The organism is Legionella pneumophila subsp. pneumophila str. Philadelphia 1 (assembly GCF_000008485.1).
Lineage (GTDB): Bacteria > Pseudomonadota > Gammaproteobacteria > Legionellales > Legionellaceae > Legionella > Legionella pneumophila.
In genome coordinates, this window is the sequence record NC_002942.5 from 267,107 (window position 1) to 287,127 (window position 20,021).

The following is a 20,021-nucleotide window of genomic DNA, read 5'->3' on the forward strand; positions in this document are numbered from 1 at the left end:
TTTATGGCTTGATGCTTTGCATGGCCTTGATAAGAGTATAGTCCAAAAAACAGTTATTAACGAAATGATGGCTATCGTAACAACTGCCTTGAAGTAGAAAATCAAGGCAATTTCCAGTACTGCTTGATCAACAGATGCCGCACCCCAATTTTTGTTGAGTGGCATCAGGCCTATACGAAGAATGTTCTTTAGGTGCAAACAAATTTATTACTTTGGGATTGACTGGTTTAGACTCTGTCACAACTGCTAAATTTTCTTGAGGCTGGGAACGATGCCCTAAAGCATGCAAGACCTTTGAGGTTGTATTTGCAGCGGGCTCGATCTCTACAGCATTATTGGCATTGGATGATGTTGAGGACACAATATCTTGTTGCTTGAAAAGATATAAGTTCGTCAAAACAATAGTGGATTCAAGCACCATCAATGCGACACCCAGCACAGGATTTAGTGCAAAACCTAATGCCACAAACAACCCCGCCGCCACAAGCGTAATTATTGAGTTATAGCTTAGGCTCACGAACAGGTTTTGGAAAATATTTTGTTTGGTTTTTTGGGCTACATCAAATGCTGTTGCTATAGGAAATAATAAGCCTTGTTGTACGACTATGCCGGCATGTTGTTCGGTTATGGAGTCACCGATACTTGATTTAACAGCAATGCCTATATCGGAATAGGCAATTGCCGTAGCGTCATTAGCGGCATCACCAACCATAGCTACTTTAAAGCCTTTTTGCTTTAATTGTTGAATATAACTGGTTTTGGATACTTCCCCCTTTTTCGTGACAGCCCCCACAGTGTTCGCACAGATATTATCCTTGGGAATGCCTAATAATGCCGCATATTTTTCTGCAGTAGCTTGATCTGCCCCGGTGCAAATATGTACGGATTTTCCAAGACGTTTCAATTGTTTCACTGTAGCAATGGCATCCTCTCGCAATGGATCAATTAAGGCAATTTGACCTATCACCGTTGTCCCACGCACAATATAAACAGAACCTTTTTCAGGATTATCATAGGGTTTGTCGATAGAGGTAATTCCATTGGCGGCAAGCATGTCTTTATTCCCTATAATAAAGACCTCACCATTAATAATACCTTTCATGCCGGAATGATGACTCTTATCAATTGACGTTATTTCTAATGGTTCGGTTGAAGCCGTATCTTGCTGTTCCATGTAAGATTTAATAATTTTCGCTACTGGATGATCCGACTGGCTTTCCAGTAATGCAATAGGGCGCAAATACTTTTTATCAGTAATATGCAATGATTTCACCACCATTTTGCCCTGAGTCAGAGTGCCATTCAAATCAAAAACAACGGTATCGATGTCGGCTGCTGCTTGCAAGGCTTTACCGTTGTTAAAGTGGATGCCGTTTTCAGAGGCTTTTTTCATACCGATTTTAACTGCCATTGGGGTAATTAAACTCAAAGCGCACGGGCAGGCACTTACCAGAACAGACACGACGCATTGAATAGCCAGTGCTGGATTAAACAACGAACCGATCACAATCCCCGATAGGAGCGCTACCGCAATCAAACCAGGAATAAAATATTTCAATACCTTGTCTGCAAACATTTCGATAGGCGCTTTCTCATCATTCGCTTTATTAATGTTTTCGGCAATCAATGACAAATAAGAATTTTGATAAGTTTTGGTAACCTGCATTTCCAGAGAAGGAATATGATCTGCCAATTGCATGCCAGCTTTTACAACATCCCCAGGGTGAAATTCTTTGAGTTTGGGCGAGCCATCAATTCTTGTGGTATAAAGGAGCGCTTTTTGCGTTAAGACACCATCAACAGGAATGACCTGTCCTTTTTTAACGATAATCATGTCGTTAGGAATTAATGTCTTGACTGAAATCTCTTTATCCGGATTACCTTTTAACAGGACTAATGGTGGTACACAATCCCGGACATCCAATTTTTTATTGATTTTACCGACCAGAGTATGTTCAATTCCTTCACCTAAATGCCAAAAGCCTAAAACCAGAGGGGCTGCCTCAAACATCATGGGTAGGCCAGGGACAAAAACGCTCGCAATAGAAACAGCAAGAATAGTTAGAGTGCTAATTGAGTATAAAGTAGTGGTGTCCCATTTTTTTTCTTTCAATGCTTGCCAGGCTGATTGATAAACTGTGTGGCCCAAATACAAAGTCATCAAAGAGGTAAGTCCTGTAATGACATAGTAAGCAACCAAGGGAATATTAAAAGTCCCAATAGAAAGAACAAGTAATCCAATTCCCCAAATCAAACCTAATGCTGCTTTGATCCAATGATTTTCATGATGATGTCCATGGTGGTGCCCATGCCCATGAGAATGGTCATGTTTTGCTTTTTTTTGGTGCTTTTTAACGGGATGAAGATGTGTGTTCTTAGACTTATGAGTAGGATGGTGATGCTCTATTTTTTCAATATCCTGGAGCACTTCCACTTCCATCATGTCTATTACAGAAAGGCCCTGCTCCTTTAAAATCTGGGTCACTTTGGTTTTTATGACATGATTCTCTTTGGATGCGCTCAATAAGCTGATGCTTTTATTTGAACTAGTCAAATCGACAGCTACTCTTATTAACTCCAACTCTTTAGTTTTAGCTAAAATCTGCTCAATTGCTTCTCTGGATTCTTCCGGGTTGAGAAGTTGGGCATCTTTTGCAAGGTAGAATCGATAATTACTATACAGCATGGCTTTCCTCTATTTAAAGGGGTTCTGGTTGCTATAGAGAAAGGTTAATTTTCTGCAAATGCCTATTTTGAAACTGGGTCTGCACAATAGAGCCAGCGGTTTGTCCCTAATAAGATTTCTTCCTAAGCCAGGCGTTACAAGCACATACTGCCTTTCTCAAAAAATGTTATATTGTAACATTTAATTGTTAGATAACAAGAAAAATTAAATAATTTTTAGACAGTAAATGATTTCTATGAAATAATGATTGGCTGTTGTTTGATCATTTTTCCTTGCAACAGGGATTATGATAAAATAGTGCGCACTAACTATTCGCTTGTAAGAAGATTAATGAAACATAATTTGTTGGATAAGGCTTATAAACATTGTGTAAACCATGGCTATCGATTTACCGAGCCAAGGGAGCGTGTCCTCAAAATATTAGTCGATGAGAGAAAGCCACTCGGGGCTTATGACATACTGCAAAGATTATCTATGGAAGTGGATAACCCCAAGCCACCAACGGTCTACCGAGCTATTCAATTTTGGCATCAAGAGGGATTTATTCATTGCATTGACAGTCTGAAATCCTATGTCGCCTGTTTGCATGGGCATCATGTGGGACAAGCCCAATTTCTTATATGCAATCAGTGTGATTTTGTCAAAGAATTGGAATGTGTAGTTGATTTTACTGCGGTAACAGAAGCGGCGAATTCCATTCAATTTTCAATTATTAATTGTACTGTAGAAATCAAAGGCTTGTGTTCTGATTGCAATCTGACTAACCTGAAAAATTAATTCCCGGCAATAATTTTCCTATGAGTTGTAAAATAAAAATTTTTAAATAATGAGACTGATTTTAAGCTTTACATTTTTAGATAATGCAAAAGCCAATGTCTGGCTTTCGAAATGTTTTATTGATGATATAGGGTAATAAATGTTGGGCCTTGGAATGCAAAGCTACTCTTGAGAACAGTCTCTACTTCTTCTTTTGATTTAATGGTCTTCACCTGTGCCCCGAAAGATAAGGCAATTTGTTGAACATCAATTGGTGGATGATTCAAATCCAGGCGAAAAAAATCTTCTTCTGTGAAAGATCTATTTTGAGACATATCTGTTTTTAATACTCTGTATTCTCGATTAACAAAACAAATGAAAATGACAGGAATCTTATATTTGGCAGCTGACCATATTGAATGAATCGCATACATGCTGCCCCCATCTCCTACAAAACAAATTGAATGGTGTCTGGTCGCTAGAGAAATACCTATTGCTAATGGCATAGCCCAGCCAAGCCCACCCCCTCTTGGTGAAAAATTCACATTTAAAAAACCTAGTGTTGTTGCAATGTCCTGCACAATAGCATCTTCTGATGATCCTTCTGTTATTAAATGAACAGAGCGATTTACTTGATTCAGGAGGGTAACAATCAACGAATGCAGAGGATGTTGCTTATATTTTTTTTCCAAATTTTTAATGTTGGTGGCTGGTTTAAGCGGCACATTTAGCCCATTAATTTTTAAATGCTTGCTAATAGCAGTTAAGGTCGCCTCAAGATTGCCAAGAATTGCCAGATCGCAAGGATAGTCAAAGGCCAGATGCTCCGATGCGGCACTGATTTGTATGAATCGTATACCCTGTGGAATAGAAGATTGACCAGTATACAAATATCCTTTCACTTTTTCGCCTAAAAGTACCACAGTTTCATATTGCAGCAGCAGGTTGTGCACTTCTCCAGATTTATCTGACAATCTACCTTTGTAATTTACACTTAAGGGATTAATTACTTCACGCACATGATAGGGGGCAGCATAAATATCGGCATTTAGCCGATCGGCAATGGTATGTAAAAGGCGAATACTATTCGATGCACCTACCTCATAATCCGCTATAAATGCCAATTTTCCTTTGGGGGTATTTGTTAAAACCTCACAAATTTGCTCTATTTCAGCGTTGATGCAAGCATGTAAAAATTTTGTCTTCTTTATCGTGGTTTCTTGAGTTTCTTCTTGCCAAATGTCCATAGGGATTGATAGAAAAACCGGACCTGGCCCAGGCAAAATTGCCTGAGCATAACCACGCTGTAAAGCAACGGCCAGATCGCTGGCGGAATTCACCTCATAGGCATATTTTACTGCAGTGTGAGCTAAAGAGGTCAAGTCTCCGGACATGACTGGGCTATGAATTAAATAAGGACGTGCATGTTGGCCAGCAATTATTAGCAGGGGAATTCCTGAAGTGAATGCATTGTACATATTACAGACAGCATTCGCTAAGCCAACATAATTATGTAAATTAATAAGAGCTGGTTTCCTGGTGATCATGGCATAGCCTGCGGCTATACCTACGGTACTGGATTCTTGTAGTGTGAGAAAATAGGTGGCATTATCACACTGCTCAATCGCTTCCAGAAATTTCAATTCTGTAGTGCCGGGGTTGCCAAAAATATAATTAATTTCAAAGGTCGTTATAAATTCTTTGAGAACATCACTTCCTGTTTTTTTCACAGATAAGCATCCTTAGAAATAGTAACGCTTTCCATATTTATATTCCTAGCACAAGAGAGCTATTTGTTCAATTTCGCTCACTCATAAAAAATAGGGCAAAAATACGGTTTTTAGGAGCTAATGCTGTGGTAAATGTAGTGATGGGGTATTGCGAGCAAAAATAAATTAGATGGCAGCGATTAGATATATCCTTGCATTTTAAATCTGGCAAGAGGTGATAATTATAATCTTATTTTCCGTAATCTTCTAAAATATCCCACGGGGTAGCCCTTAATGGGCTACCGTGGAAGATAAAGAATTACAATCTTAAGAGAGTTCCTTGTTTTTCCTCAACAGTTTTTATCATTTCAGTTCGGGGCGCTTGCTTGCCAAACTCGTTTAATAGCTCATCAATAGACTGTAATCGTTGCTCGATTTTACTCATAAATGTTGTACTGTGGTTTAGATGAGTTAACAGTTTATGCAATTTCTGAGCGCTCTCTTTAGATATCCCTATGGCTTCTTCCAATTCTGACGGGTTTTTCTCAGCCAGGTTACTGATGAGTTCCTGCAAATCATACTCGTCATTATTTAAATCTTCCTTGAATTTAGCCAATTCTTTCTCTTTATTGGCAAGAGTTACCCGCTCATCTGTAGTTAAACCAACCCAATCAGTCAACCATTGTACTTTCCATCGTCCATTAGTGATTTCTTGCGCCCTTACATTTCTTGTTTTAGCCATTTGAGCTTGATGAGCTTCACATAATTCACGTAAATGGATAATTAATGCTTCACTCCTGAATTGCAACTGCACCATTGCGGGATAGGCTTTTCGCTTCTCGACAAGCAATTGGTTTAATTTTTCGAGTTCTTCTTTTTGTTTCTGTACAGCATCAGAACTTTCCAATTTATTAATCAGTGCGTCTAGTTGCTTCAAATTTTGTTGTGCTTCTTTTTCCTGGGCATCAAAAGTTTTTACTTCCATTTGATTCAGTGAAACCCTGATATTAGTTCCCATCGCCTTCACTAAAAATTGATTAATTTTTTGTAGTTCTTCCTTTAATTTATCAATATCAGACATATCAATCGGATCTTTTGACTCACCGTGTTCTTTTATCTTTTCCTGACGCAATTGTTCAATATCAGCTGACATAGCGTAGAAATTCGAAACCATCCTTTTCACGTCGGCCAGGTTTTTCGGTTTTTCTTTAACCAGTGCTGAAATTTCTTTGGTTAATTCAACCAAATAGGCGTCATATAATTTAGTATGGATTTTTTGTAGTTGCGCCTCTAATTGTGCGATATCTGAAAAATCGACTTTTTCAGAGCCAGTGTGCATGCGAATTTTTTCATTACGCAATAATTTTAATTCTTCTTGCAGGTGATTAAAACGAGAGACCACTTTTTTAACCTTGGCAAGATCAGCGAGTTCTGCTTTTTCAAGATCGGCGATCTGTTGAGGTATGCCTGCTATCAGTTTTTCATAACGCACTTTCACTTTTTCTTGATCGCTTACCAATTTAGCAGTTATAGCGCGTTGAAGTGGCTCCAGAGTTTCAGTCAAATCTTGCTTGGCACGCTGGATTTGTCCTCTCAAACCACCACTAATTGACAGCATGGTTTGCATTTCTTTTTCAGAAGGGATGTTTCTAAGTGCTTGTAATGCACCTGCAATATTTTGTTTCTCCAAAGCATTTTGGCATTGAGCCAAGGCAGGGAGAATTTGACCTTCGAGGACGGCTTTCTTTTCAACCATTTGCTTAATGGCATCCATCTGTATTTTCATTTGCCTTGCTTCAACTGAATTAAAGGCAGACCATTGGCCGTCTGAAGGGAATGCTGATAATACTTTGCCTAGAATGGTTACATTATTGTCCAAGAGGCCATTGAGGCTTTGTTCCAACACAGGCGCCACCTTTTCATTCAGAAACGTTTTATATCCTGATTCAGTGGAGAATTTGGCTTGTCTTGCTACTCTCGATTGTAAATTGAATACCCTTTCCAGGTCAGGCTCTTCCCTTGCTTGCTCAACTAATCTTTGAATTTCTTCTAATTTTGGCGTTTGCATTTTCAAAAGAGGACCAACCGCATAACCACTTTCATGCCTTGGCGTGAAATCGGGGCTTTTTACCGCAACTAAAGTAAAAATATGTCGGTCTTTGCCTTTACCTGTTTTTCCATCAAAGCTTACTTTGATTGGAACCAAGGCAACATCTTCTGGCAAATAAATGGAATATTCACTTTCTGACCCTGATACATGGGTTCCAACTTGTTTGGGGTGTAATAAACCATCAGGATCAAGTATTTCAAAGATGGTATTGGAGCCAAAGATTGTCCTGGGAACTTCAATGTTAGTGGAAGTACTGGCACAAGTTCTAGCAGAAACCTGGCTAAAGTCATTTAATTTGATTTGTTTAAAGGCTTCTGTCGATAGATCAGTAAAGAGATGTTCTGTCGTATTGGCAATTATGGTTTCAGCCTGGTTAATTAATTTATTTTTAAACTCTTCTGACAGATCCAATCCACGGAATAGCGTTTTGGGGGCCGGGGAACGTGATGTATCCATCAATGATTTGTTAGTCAATGGTGTCATTAAAGCGGTAATCAACACTTCTTTGAATGTTGAATCTTTATCCCGGTTTTGTGCAATCGCATTGACTCGAGTATGGTACCAGGCATCATTTTGCATGAGGAAAATTAAATCATGTTTTATCTGGGTAACCCCACCACCCGATCTGATTGTTTTTTCCCATGTTTCTCCCAGTTTCACCGGTTTTGCTTTGGCATCGGTTGAGTGAAATTCTGTGTTTCTCTCATGTTGCATTAAGGTATCGATATTTCTAATGTCTGTGTCGTTTAATAGCGACCCTACAATAGCCATGTCACATTTCGCCAACAAATCACGAAAGAATTTTTCTTCCAGTTTTTGACCGTTAAGGAAGACATGATCGTCATGGATACAATCAGGATTGGCCATGATTTGCTGAACAATACGTGCAGCAGCAATTTCATCCATATTGGGTTGTCTTCGCGCTTTCTCAGAACTCGATTGAAATGCTCTCTTTATCGGAGTGATTTTGGTTTGATGATGTGCCGTTTGTAATTGTCCCAAACAAAAGTCGACATCGTTTTCACACCGTGCTCTGTTTATTGAGTTCAAGCGCTGTAAATATTGATATTCTTTCAGTCCAGGCAGTCCCCCATCGAGTTTTTTACCAGCGCCAGGGAATCGCTTTTGGACCTCATCAAGTTTTAAATATTCATCAACGCGCATGTAACGTTGGTTTTCCTCGAGTTTCTTTTTTTGTGAGAAAAATTTTAATTCACCTGATTCTTCCTCGTCTTCGTCATCAGATTCTTCTCGTATTGGATTGCCATCTTGTCCAATCACATAGCGTCCTAAACCATCGACCACTAGATGAGGTTCTTTGTTTTCGCTATCAAAGCCCGCAACTGCTTCATAGGTGGCATGGAAAAATTGTCTCTGTGTCGCAAAAACAGCTTCCGTAGCTGTTGAACCTATCCAGGGTTGAAGTTGTGAAAAATAGTATTCCAGGTAAGATTCAGGGGGTTGTTTTACTCTGACCAAATCAACCATATGGCCCTGATTGACCAGGACATGCGCCGGTGAATCTGCCCATTTATGATCTTTATCTTCAATCACATCAGCATAGAATTTGACATCTTTTTCATCTTTGAATACATCAGGAATTAAAGTGGATTTATTCTCTTCGACATACTTCAAAAAAGCATCTCGGCTTTGTTCGTGGTATTTTTCATAATTCTTGGAGGATTCTTCATCGTCTCTTCCAGTGACAAAGAAGGCCTGGGCGATCATGATTTTTCTCAATTCTTCAGGCGTGACATCCGCCAGAGTACGACCATCAGCAAATGTTTTTAATGATTCACCCCTTAATTTTGCTTTTCGCGCTTCCTCAACAATGATTTCCGCATAGGCCATGGTGCGCAATGTGTGGGCAAGACCATGGTGTTGTCTGTACACCATTTGCCCACCAAAATTGACAGGTGTCGCTTCTACTGTACCGGTATAAGGTTTTCCCAAGTAATTATCATACGCGTATCTGGCTGCATTTCTCACGGTTTCATCAGTATATAAGGAAAAACCATTCCACGTGGGAACGGATACTTCTTGAGGAGCAGTAGGATTTATCGAAATTTCTTTAGGTGATGTTCCAGTTAAAACAGGCTGAAACTCATCAATACGTACATTCTTTTCAGTAGCACGTCTTAAGGCTGTGGCATCAGGTTGTATATCACCATCTGGAAATTCATTGCCAACGGCACGTAACCATTGTGTAATTTTTTCGCTTCCATCTTGTGTTAGTTCATCTCGCATTTCCTGGGTAATGGTTTGACCCAGATTTCTTAAAGAAGGGGGAATAGGTTGGGTTAATGCCGCATGAGCTCTTAAACCAACTGAGGCAACCCAATAGCCGCATAATCCCATATTTAATCCAGCATTATTAGGAATAACAGAAAGCGTAGCGCCAGGTAGTTTTTTAGCTAAAATATTTTGGTAATATTTTCCCGAGCTTTCTCCCAGCGGGTCAAAGAGAAAATATTGATTGCCTTGACCTTTAATTAACATAATCCAATGTCCCGAGTCTTGCCTTGGGCTGACCCCGGTCAATACTGGCATAAAGCCTTGCCTGTCAAGAGCACCTTTATCAATTGTAGGCTCTCCGTTGTAGATAGTACCGCTGGTAATATTTGGATGTCCCATGCGCTCAAAAATAGCATGCATCCCTTCTTGGGTTAATTCTATCCCTTCAACGTACTTAGGCATTACACAACTCCTGGATAAATACTTTAAAATTAATATTTGTGACTTAAAAATCAGCACAGTGGGTAAATATTATAGCTGTCAAACTTTAAGAGAATATTAAGAGATAAAAAAAACATCCTGCTTAAGATCTGATCCCAATGTCCTTTGGTTTTTATCATGGATGTAAAAGACAAAAATTATTTGACAGGACTTACGAAAAACCCCGAGGCCAAGGCAAAAAATGTTTTTAGTGAGGGAGTTTAGATAAATTAAATGACCGAATTAAAAACATTTTTTAACATAGAAATTGGGGTTTTTTGTAAGTCCTGTTTGAATTAGTTTTGGCAAAACGGTGTTTTGTCGGATTGAAAAAATATGAGAGCCAGATCAATGTAGTGTGCTGAATATTTTGGAAAGATAAAGACATAGGATACGGTTTATCAGTTGGCATCAGGCAATTCAAATAATTCCCCTGAACCAAACTGCTCTTTGGGAGCGTCTTTAAATTTAGGCAGTTGATCATCGCAATCCATAATACGACTGGCATACCATATGTGCCTTACTGGTTTAAATGAATCTGGGATGCTCGTATCAAAGCTAAAGTTATTTACATTAATCCCAATACTATCCTGTTGCGCGGGATCAAGTGCAATACCATAAACAAGGCTGTGACAATATGAGCAAAGAAATAACTTTGCCTTTTCTTTAATGATTTCTTCAAAATCATTATCCTCAGACAAGATCCTGAAGTCTCTAGTCAAATAAGCTGCAGTGAGGGAGTAACCTGATTTATCCTGTTTCTTTTGAGACAAAGAAGCAATTTCTCGACATTTATTGCAATGACAATATTGAGTAAAGACAGGCTCACCTGTACACATAAATTGAATTTTTCCACAAGCGCATTGCCCGTAATAAGTTGCCATTATTCTAAATGCCTTCTTCAATTGGTGGTAATCGAAAGTATATTTTAAAGAAAATCCACAAACTGAGGTTATTTTATACTTTGTAGCTATTAATTAAAACGTAAAATTCCATGATGAGCTATTAATTGGTTCTGAGGGCGGCATGTGGATATCTTTGATATTATGAATAATATCGTCTCGCTTACACCAGCGCTCTTCAGACCAATGAAGAAAATCGAAGACCTGATACCCCATATTTTTCAGCTGAGTTATGCCGATTTTTTGCAGTTTGCTTTTTTCCTCTTCAAATAGCTCTGCTACGCGTAGCACATAAAAGGGGTTTCCTGGTACTGCTTTCATCGCCATTTTATAATGCTGGTTAATGTCTGGGGCATTGATATCAAAAAAGCATTGAACATCGGCCAGGAGATAATGTGCTTTACCCAGTTGCAAGCGCAAGGCTTTGTCTTGAGTTCCTTCCAATAGAGCAATTAACTCCTCCAATGTTTTAATTAAAATCGCAATATCTTGTTGGTGTTCAATTTTATGTTTTCTGATAGACTCAAAATCAGAAGAGTAATAATTAAAAGCAATTTTTTCACGCAAAGTATCTACTCGGCGCATAAGTCCGGCTGCCAGGGCGCGCGTATGATGTTCTTGTTCTTCTTTATTGCTTGAGCGGCATTCTCTCAACAGAGTGATTGCTTTTTGGATGCTGGCAATATCACTGTCCTCTGCTTTGTTCAGGTCGATATCTGCGTCGATTAATAACAAGGCATATAAGCGTTTGTGAGCGTATAAATCTTCCAGGTATTCGTCAGCGGGATCCAGGTGGTGCGCTGCCTTTTTTTGCTCCAGGCTTTGCAGATAATATTGTTTTGCTTTTTCCCAATTTTTATTTCCTCTATATGTTTTCCCGGCTACGTAGGCTGTTTCAGCGTCACTATAAAATATCTTGGCAAGCAATTTACGCTCAGGCATTGAAAATAGGTTAGGGGAATTGTATTTCTTAAAGATATCATAAGCCTTTTCATAATTTTGCTCTTGAATTTCAATAGCAAATGCTGCATTAGGGCTAATTTCTTCAATATTGGTGTAAAATTGTGTTGCCAGGAGATATTGTTTTTTTTCAATATAATATTTCGCCATGATGGCGGCGATTGCTGTGTCTTTTTGAATTAAAGCATGACGTTCTGTTTCTGGAATCGCTAACAAAAATTTTAAAACCAGATTGGAGTCGTTCAATATGCCCAATAGATTAAATGCATTGTCATATTCCTTTTGCGCAAGATGATATTCAATGAATTTCTGGGCATCCCGCTTGGCTATTTGAGGATCGTAAGCAAGAGCCAAAGCGAGATAGCGAGGGCGCGGGTCGGTCCAAAGCAAGCGGAAAAAGAATGAAGGGACAATTGTATTTTTAGCCTTATCACAATAGTACTGAGCAGCAGCTTTGGCGTATTTGCTATGTTGCAAAAAGAACACATCTTTTGCTGAAATCCCCTTCTTATCCAGGGTGCTGATTACCTCCGCGATCAAGCTGTCATCTTGAGGGTCTAATTGCGGAATCAGTCCCCACTCGTGTGCGTGCATCCAGCTTTCACCAAAGCGATGATTTGGGTTTAGTTTCTGGTAGGAATAATCAATTCCAAGATGGGGCTCCACTTTAAAATAATTATTCACCAATTTATTTTGTAGTTGGGCTGTCGTTAAATCATCTCTGCTTTTGACAACCAGGGCAGAAATTTCAGGAGAGATTGAGTAATTTGTTATTGATGAAAAATCAGGCTGAAGAAATTGTTTTGTGTATCCATAATACGAGAGTTTGTCTAAAACGTATGAAATTTTCTCTGGCTGACAATGATTATCAAAGCCAAGCCAGCCTTTAACCGTTTGAAAGGCATACATCAACCAATGGGTAGGTTTTATCACAAATCCGTTAGTATACAGGTATTTTGCGGAAGATAACTCATGCCATAAATGGGTATACTGTATTTGATTCAATTGAAACAGAAGCACATCCGGGTAGTATTCCATAACCCCTTTAAGATGCTGAGGGATTCTCTTTAATAATTCAATATTAGTATAACGCATTTATTTTTATCTAAACTAATAGAGCAAGATGAGATGAAGCGGAGTATAGTAAACCTTAATTAAGGAATTATGAAGCGAGCTGATTTTCTCGCAATTATCTTGCTAGATGTCAGGTAGTGTGCTTTTTATGAGAATCAACAATTATGGTACCAGAAACTAATTAAACGTGTTTGTTGACAAATGCTTTAATTGATCAAACCATAGTTAACTCAGGTGAAAAATTATTGAATGAAGCGTTGCGTTTGTTCGTCAAAAAAATCGATTAAGGAGTTTTTGCGACATGGCCACACTTAAGATTAATGGTGTTGATATTTATTATGAGCTCTATGGGCAAGGTAAACCACTGGTTTTAATTGCAGGCTATTGCTGTGATCACACTTTTTGGAACGCCATGCTCCATGAGTTGGCCGAACAATTCCAGGTATTGATATTTGACAATCGCGGGATAGGGCAAACAAGAGACAATGGAGCTTCTTTTACATTAGAAGCTCAAGCGGATGACATCATGGCTTTCCTGGAGCAATTAGGTTTTAGCAACCCGTCTATTCTAGGACAATCAATGGGTGGGGCTATTGCTCAACTGCTTGCCAGAAAGTATGGTAAAAAAATCAATAAGCTGATTATTTTAAATTCGGTTGCAAAATTTAATACGAGAGCAAACCAGGCTATGGAAAGTCTTTTGAATCTGCGTAAGGAGAATATTCCATTCGATTTATTAATAGAGGCCGGAATACCATGGTTTTTTTCAAGCGAATATTTGGCTGAGCCTAAAAATATCGCTGCTTTTAAAGAGAATTTGAAAAATAATCCTTATCCGCAATCCTTACAAGATCAAGCGCGACAATTTAGAACCATACCACCATTTGATTCCCGCGGGTGGCTACATGAAATTAAAGTGCCCACACTAGTGATAGCAGCAGAGGACGATATACTGACCTTGCCTGCAGAAAGTCAACAACTGGCACAAGGGATCCCTAATGCTCAATTCATTACCATTCCAGGAGGGCATTCGAGCCCATTAGAACAAGCCATGATAGTCAATGAAGTCATACTAAAATTTTTAACCTCTTCCTAAAAAAGGTGCGGAATAAATGGAAATTTACAAAATGTACATTGATGGGAAATTTACTTTAGCCAAAAGTGGGGCTACACGTGACATTTTTGATCCGGCTAATGGGGATTTGATTGCAAAAGTGCCAGAAAGTGCTAAAGAAGATGCCATACTTGCTATCAAAGCAGCGAGAAAAGCCTTCGATGAAGGAGAGTGGAGAAAATCACTGGCGCTTGATCGAGGCAAATTGTTATTCAAGCTTGCTGATTTGATTCGAGCCAATGCTAAAATGTTGGCAGAACTGGAAACTCGAAATTGCGGAAAGCCGTTACTCGAAGCGGAGTTTGATGTCACTGATGCTGCCAATTGCTTTGAATTTTACGGTGGGCTTGCGACTAAAATTCATGGTGAAACGATGTCGGTTCCAGCGAATTCATTTAGTTACGTAGTACGTGAACCCATAGGCGTGTGTGGTCAAATCATTCCATGGAATTTTCCACTGCTTATGGCGGCCTGGAAACTTGCCCCCGCACTTGCCGCAGGCAATACCGTGGTATTAAAACCATCAGAATTGACCCCGATAACGGCACTTGAGTTATTCAAGTTGATTGATGAATGCGGATTTCCAGCGGGCGTGGTTAACCTCATTACTGGGCCGGGTATAGGAGTTGGAGAGGAGTTGGCAAGTAATGCTATGGTGGATAAGGTTGCTTTCACCGGAGGATCGGCAACAGGCAGAAAAATCATGCAGGCGGCTACTGGCAATTTGAAAAAAATCTCGTTAGAGCTTGGCGGAAAAAATCCAAATATTGTCTTTGCAGACTCTGACCTTGAAATGGCAATCGACGGTGCCCTTTTTGGTGCTTTTGCAAATCAAGGGGAAGTCTGTTCTGCGGGTTCCCGCTTGCTAGTGGAGCGCTCTATTCACAAAAAAATAGTAGAGGGAATGTTGAAAAAAATTCCAAATATCAAGCTTGGCCATGGTTTGGACGCCGGGGTAAAAATGGGGCCTTTGGTTTCAAGTGCACATCGTGAAAAAGTGGAAAGCTATGTCAAGCTTGGAATGGAAGAAGGAGCCAAATTACTTTGCGGCGGTAAACGCCCGACAGGCAATGAATTTGCAAAGGGACATTTTTTCGAGCCAACCATTTTTGATGAAGTGAAATCCACGATGCGCATTGCTCGTGAAGAAATTTTTGGTCCAGTACTCGTAGTGATACCTTTTGACACTGAAGAAGAGGCCATTCGCATTGCGAACGATACTGATTATGGTTTATCTGGGGCTGTATGGACGAAGAGCGTTACTCGGGCCCATCGAGTCACATCTCAAATCCGTGCCGGGATTCTTTGGGTGAATCATTACCATCCAACCTATAATGAAATGCCTTGGGGCGGATACAAACAAAGCGGAGCGGGTCGTGAGTTAGGTTTGTATGGCATTGAGAGTTACCTTGAGGTCAAGCAAGTGAATATTAATCTGGATGAAACACCAATTGGTTGGTACTAAACTAATGAAAAAAATTCATATCAAAACGCCAATTCCCGGACCCAAATCGCAACAGTTGATGGAATTGCGACGTCAGCATGTTGCAAGAGGGCCATTTCATGCTACTCCTATCTTTGTGAAGCAGGCGAAAGGTTCTTTTGTGGAGGATGTTGATGGAAATGTATTTTTGGACTTTTCATCAGGGTTTGGGGTGGTCAATACAGGGCACTGCCCTGATTCGGTGGTCAATGCCATCAAGCTCCAAGCCGAAAAATTTATACACACCGGCTTCAATATTATTCCTTATGAATCTTATATCAAGGTGTGTGAAAAATTAAATGATCACACCCCGGGACATTTCGAAAAAAAATCGCTCCTTTTGAATTCCGGTGCGGAAGCAGTTGAAAATGCCATTAAAATTGCTCGTGCCTATACGGGCAAACAAGCAGTGATTTGTTTTGATCATGCTTTTCATGGACGCACGTACATGGCAATGACACTCACTTCGAAAAACAAACCCTATAAGCATGGATTCGGCCCGTTTCCTTCTGAAATCCATCGTGCTCCTTTTCCTTATGAGTATCGTTGGAAGGGAGCCAATTGTGTAGAAGAATGTTTCGATGAGTTTACCGATCTTGCCAATTTCCGTGTCGGTGTTGAAAACATTGCTGCAGTCATTATAGAGCCGGTATTGGGTGAAGGTGGATTTATTCAATCCCCTGCCTTATTTTTGCAAAAACTTCGTGAGTTTTGTACGACAAACGATATCGTTTTTATTGCCGATGAAATCCAATCCGGTTTTGGCCGCACAGGAAATCTGTTTGCGATGAATACTTTGGGAGTACCCCCCGATCTCACCATATCAGCAAAAGGCCTTGGCGGTGGGGTAGTGCTTGCTGGTGTAACAGGTAAAGCTGAAATCATGGATGCGGCTATGGAAGGTGGGTTGGGTGGAACTTTTGGTGGAAATCCACTTAGTTGTGCTGCTGCTCTTGAAGTGTTCCATATTTTTGAAGAAGGAAGCCTGCTGCAAAATGTTACCCATCTTGCAAAGGCACTGCAGTCCAGACTTTCTGGATTTAAGGAAAAATACAAGGTAGTTGGTGATGTTCGTGGTTTGGGTGTCATGCAGGCAATCGAATTGGTAAAGGATAAAAACACGAAAGAACCTAATAAAGAAGCCACAGTACAATTGGCCCAATTTTGTTTAGAACATGGGTTGATTATTTTGACCTGTGGAACCTACGGGAACGTCATTCGTCTCCACATGCCACTTTCTACTGGCGTAAAAGATTTGGAACTCGGCCTTTCGATTATTGAAGAAGGATTGAAAAAATTGTCGGTATAATAGCTAGGAAGTTTGAAATGAGAAAGGTATTCTTAATACTCACTTAATTAGTTTTTGATATCATTTGCTCTAATTAATTACAGGTGAATGATATTATGTGGTATCAAAATATAATGCGCAACTTGCTTGAAAAACTTCCGGAAGCAAGTAGAAAAGATGGCGAGTTTTTTTTAGACAAGCTGTTTTTGGCTGTTAAAAGAGTAGACAATAAACCTGAAATGGAATTCTTTTTGGGCCTTATTGAGAAATCTTTTTTAAAGTTTGAAAATGAAAAATCCGGCTCAGTCACCTTGGTCAAATTCTCCAGATATATTTTGGGACTCACCTTACTCTATATTAAGTCGGGTAATGACGGTGCTATATGGAATTCAGATTTTATTCCATACCTTGGAGAAATTAAGAAATTCTTTGATGTAGAAAAAGAGGGCAAATCTTTCTATAAGTTTCTCAATCAACTGGAAGTGGACGTTTTTGTCAGTTTAAATCATCAGCTTGCTATTGACTTCAAGCATTTCACCTCCATTCTAAGAGGAAATAATGATTTGAAAACCATTCAATCTTTTACTGAAGCTTGTAAAGGATTAGGTAATGAGAGTTCGGAAGGGTTTAACCAAGTGGTGAAGGATGCAGAGGCGCACATGATAAATTTGCAGTTTGCTGATGATTTAAATTCTGATTTTAATCTTGAGGGCATTGATGAAAATCTGAGAAATACTACGTTACAGAAATCTTCTCATGCCAATTCCATGCCCATGAGTGTAAACAAAGGGCATCGACTGAGTATCTTTAAAGCACTTGCAACTTCTGGCGAGTTAAGCGACCAAACCAGTTTGTTTATCAATCAAAATAATGGACCAATATAGTGTCCCTCATCATTTTGTTTCCAGAATTCTTTAGCGAACAAAAAATCTGGTAGTCAGAGTAGAAATGGATTTCTGCCTGTAGGACAAAGACCTGTTCGCTTGATGCATAAGACCAAGGCAAAAAATATTTTCTCAATACCGTTACTTGAACTAAGTTTTCATCCTTCACTTATTAACTAACAGCATTCTTGCAAAATAAAATATTTGTCTTGATGTGCTAAATTTACCATAATAGCCCCTTTTTTAATCCAATAGTACTATGTCATCAAAATTGCTTACCATCCAATTGTTAGAAGAGCTTGTGCATGCTGCCGAATTAAATCAAGAAGGCAAAACCGCGGATTATATCCCTGAACTGGCGAATGTTAATCAGGAATTGACGGCAATTGCGGTGCAAGCTTTGGGTGAGAAAACCTTGGCTTATAGTAATAATCCACTTCATCCAGTGACTTTGCAAAGCACGGGGAAGATGATTCCTTTGATTGGTTTGCTTGAAGAGTTTGGCGCCGATCAATTATTTGAATGGGTTAAGGTGGAGCCCTCAGGTGATGATTTCGCTTCCATTACCCGCCTGGAGCAGTTTGGACCTAAACCGTCAAATCCCATGTTGAACGCTGGCGCTATTGCTTTATGCTCACGCATTCCTGGCATAGGTGAACAGCAATTTAGATGGCTAGAGCATTGGGTACAAAAATTATTTAATCAACGTCTCAGTATTAATCCTCTGGTTTTTGCCTCTGAAAAACGAACCGGTAATCGTAACCGCGCTCTTGCTTATTTACTGAAAAGCAGAAACAATCTTGGAGCTGATGTTCATGAAACCCTCGATTTGTATTTTGCGCTATGTTCCTATGAAGCCATGTTGGATCAGATGCTGTACTTACCTACTTTGTTAGCTAATAGAGGGAAAGATCCGGACACGGGTGAACAAATACTGTCTACGGAAACCTGTAAAATTACTTTAGCCATTATGGCGACTTGCGGGTTATATGATGAAACAGGTACTCACATGGTTAAAACAGGGATGCCAGCTAAAAGTGGAGTATCTGGTTATACCATCGCGGTTGTTCCCGGTAAAGCAGGTATTGTGGTATTGAGTCCAAGAGTGAATGCGAAAGGAAATAGCATACGAGGTGAAATCATGCTGGAAGGTTTATCCAAAGCAATGAATTGGCATTTCGCATTACCTTAATTTTTAAAAAAGAGCGTTATAGAATGGTGAGCCATCTCTTTGATTGAAGTGAAATAACGATGACAAATTGCTTGTCACAGCGGAGTGGAAAAACTTAATTAAATTTGGATTAAAGGATTTTACATGAAAATTGCCGTTGTTGAGCCTATAGGGATTGCGATGCAGGAAATTCGTTCTGAATTACCAGGCCACACGATTATCGAGTGTGACAGTCGTCAGTGGAGTGATGAGCAATTAATAGATTTTGTGAAGGATGCAGACATCATTGCACTGACGAATCGACGTTTATCAGCTGCAGTCATTAATTCAGCGCTGCGATTACAATTGATTGCTGTTGCATTTGCTGGAATCGACCATATTGATAGGGATGCGGTGAGTAAAAGAAATATTCCGGTAAAAAATGCAGCGGGTTATGCCAACACTGCGGTATCTGAACTGGTATTTGGTCTCATGATTTCTCTTGCACGTCATATTCCTGATAACAATCAGAGAATAAGAGAGCAAGGCATAACCAATACCGGTATTGAACTAAAAAATAAAGTGCTGGGCATTGTCGGTTATGGAGCAATCGGTGCAGAAGTTGCGCGGCTTGCTAAGGCATTTCAAATGACAACTATAATTTATGACAGGAAATCTCAAGTAACATTAGACGATTTGTTTTCCCAATCTGATTTCGTCACTTTACATGTGCCACTTACAAATGAAACCAAAGGCATGGTTAACTTAAGACTTTTATCTCAAATGAAAAAATCAGCGTATTTGATTAATTGTGCCAGAGGGCCGATTGTGGTTAACAGTGATTTAAAAAAAGCCTTGGAACAGGACATGATAGCAGGTGCCGCATTGGATGTATTTGATGTTGAACCACCATTACCTGCAAATTATAGCCTTTGGGAGGTACCTAATCTTATCGCAACACCACACATAGGATTTAATACAAGGGAGGCACTTGTGGCCAAGGGGCAATTGACTATCAGAAATATCAAAGAGTTTCTTTCGTCCCGTCTATAAAACCGTGTAAAAACATAAAGAAACATAATTTTACCTGCAATACTATGCAAAACCATGCTTGCTGTTTTTTTAAATAATTTTAATCAGGGCTTACAATAAACCCCAATCTCTTTGTTAAAAAATTTTTAATTCGGTCA

General features: G+C 39.5%; 12 protein-coding genes. 7 read left to right on the forward strand and 5 right to left on the reverse strand.

The window, feature by feature from the left end:
* Positions 1-127 precede the first annotated feature (127 nt).
* Positions 128-2,686: a heavy metal translocating P-type ATPase gene (locus LPG_RS01160; RefSeq protein ID WP_010945992.1), complete on the reverse strand. Its 2,559-nt coding sequence runs from the start codon at positions 2,684-2,686 to the stop codon at positions 128-130.
* A gap of 330 nt (positions 2,687-3,016) precedes the next feature.
* Here LPG_RS01160 and LPG_RS01165 point away from each other — a divergent pair, with 330 nt between their 5' ends.
* Positions 3,017-3,463 carry a Fur family transcriptional regulator gene (locus tag LPG_RS01165; RefSeq protein WP_025862461.1) on the forward strand — a complete coding sequence of 149 codons (447 nt, stop codon included), beginning with the start codon at positions 3,017-3,019 and terminating at the stop codon, positions 3,461-3,463.
* Between the two features lie 116 nt (positions 3,464-3,579).
* Here LPG_RS01165 and LPG_RS01170 read toward each other — a convergent pair whose 3' ends face one another.
* From LPG_RS01170 to LPG_RS01185, 4 genes are all read right to left on the reverse strand, one after another.
* Positions 3,580-5,172 (reverse strand): thiamine pyrophosphate-binding protein, encoded by a 1,593-nt coding sequence (locus LPG_RS01170; protein WP_010945994.1) that lies wholly within the window; start codon positions 5,170-5,172, stop codon positions 3,580-3,582.
* A 298-nt stretch (positions 5,173-5,470) separates the two neighbouring features.
* Entirely contained in the window at positions 5,471-9,958 is a 4,488-nt protein-coding gene (gene sidE, locus LPG_RS01175; protein WP_015444908.1) for a T4SS effector NAD-dependent ubiquitin ligase SidE, read from the reverse strand.
* A gap of 419 nt (positions 9,959-10,377) precedes the next feature.
* Entirely contained in the window at positions 10,378-10,860 is a 483-nt protein-coding gene (locus LPG_RS01180) for a GFA family protein (protein ID WP_015444907.1), read from the reverse strand.
* Between the two features lie 93 nt (positions 10,861-10,953).
* Positions 10,954-12,933 (reverse strand): tetratricopeptide repeat protein, encoded by a 1,980-nt coding sequence (locus LPG_RS01185; RefSeq protein ID WP_010945997.1) that lies wholly within the window; start codon positions 12,931-12,933, stop codon positions 10,954-10,956.
* A gap of 280 nt (positions 12,934-13,213) precedes the next feature.
* Here LPG_RS01185 and LPG_RS01190 point away from each other — a divergent pair, with 280 nt between their 5' ends.
* From LPG_RS01190 to LPG_RS01215, 6 genes are all read left to right on the forward strand, one after another.
* On the forward strand, positions 13,214-14,008 hold the full coding sequence (locus LPG_RS01190; RefSeq protein ID WP_010945998.1) for an alpha/beta fold hydrolase: 795 nt from the start codon (positions 13,214-13,216) through the stop codon (positions 14,006-14,008).
* A 16-nt stretch (positions 14,009-14,024) separates the two neighbouring features.
* Complete coding sequence (locus tag LPG_RS01195; RefSeq protein ID WP_010945999.1) at positions 14,025-15,491, forward strand: aldehyde dehydrogenase family protein; 1,467 nt, start codon at positions 14,025-14,027, stop codon at positions 15,489-15,491.
* 4 nt (positions 15,492-15,495) lie between these two features.
* A complete protein-coding gene (gabT, locus tag LPG_RS01200; RefSeq protein WP_015444906.1) occupies positions 15,496-16,818 on the forward strand; it encodes a 4-aminobutyrate--2-oxoglutarate transaminase in 1,323 nt (440 codons plus the stop codon).
* A gap of 83 nt (positions 16,819-16,901) precedes the next feature.
* Positions 16,902-17,681 carry a Dot/Icm T4SS effector Ceg8 gene (ceg8, locus tag LPG_RS01205; protein WP_010946001.1) on the forward strand — a complete coding sequence of 260 codons (780 nt, stop codon included), beginning with the start codon at positions 16,902-16,904 and terminating at the stop codon, positions 17,679-17,681.
* Between the two features lie 259 nt (positions 17,682-17,940).
* Positions 17,941-18,873 carry a glutaminase A gene (gene glsA, locus LPG_RS01210; protein ID WP_010946002.1) on the forward strand — a complete coding sequence of 311 codons (933 nt, stop codon included), beginning with the start codon at positions 17,941-17,943 and terminating at the stop codon, positions 18,871-18,873.
* A 123-nt stretch (positions 18,874-18,996) separates the two neighbouring features.
* Positions 18,997-19,884 carry a D-3-phosphoglycerate dehydrogenase gene (locus LPG_RS01215; RefSeq protein ID WP_010946003.1) on the forward strand — a complete coding sequence of 296 codons (888 nt, stop codon included), beginning with the start codon at positions 18,997-18,999 and terminating at the stop codon, positions 19,882-19,884.
* Positions 19,885-20,021: the final 137 nt, after the last annotated feature.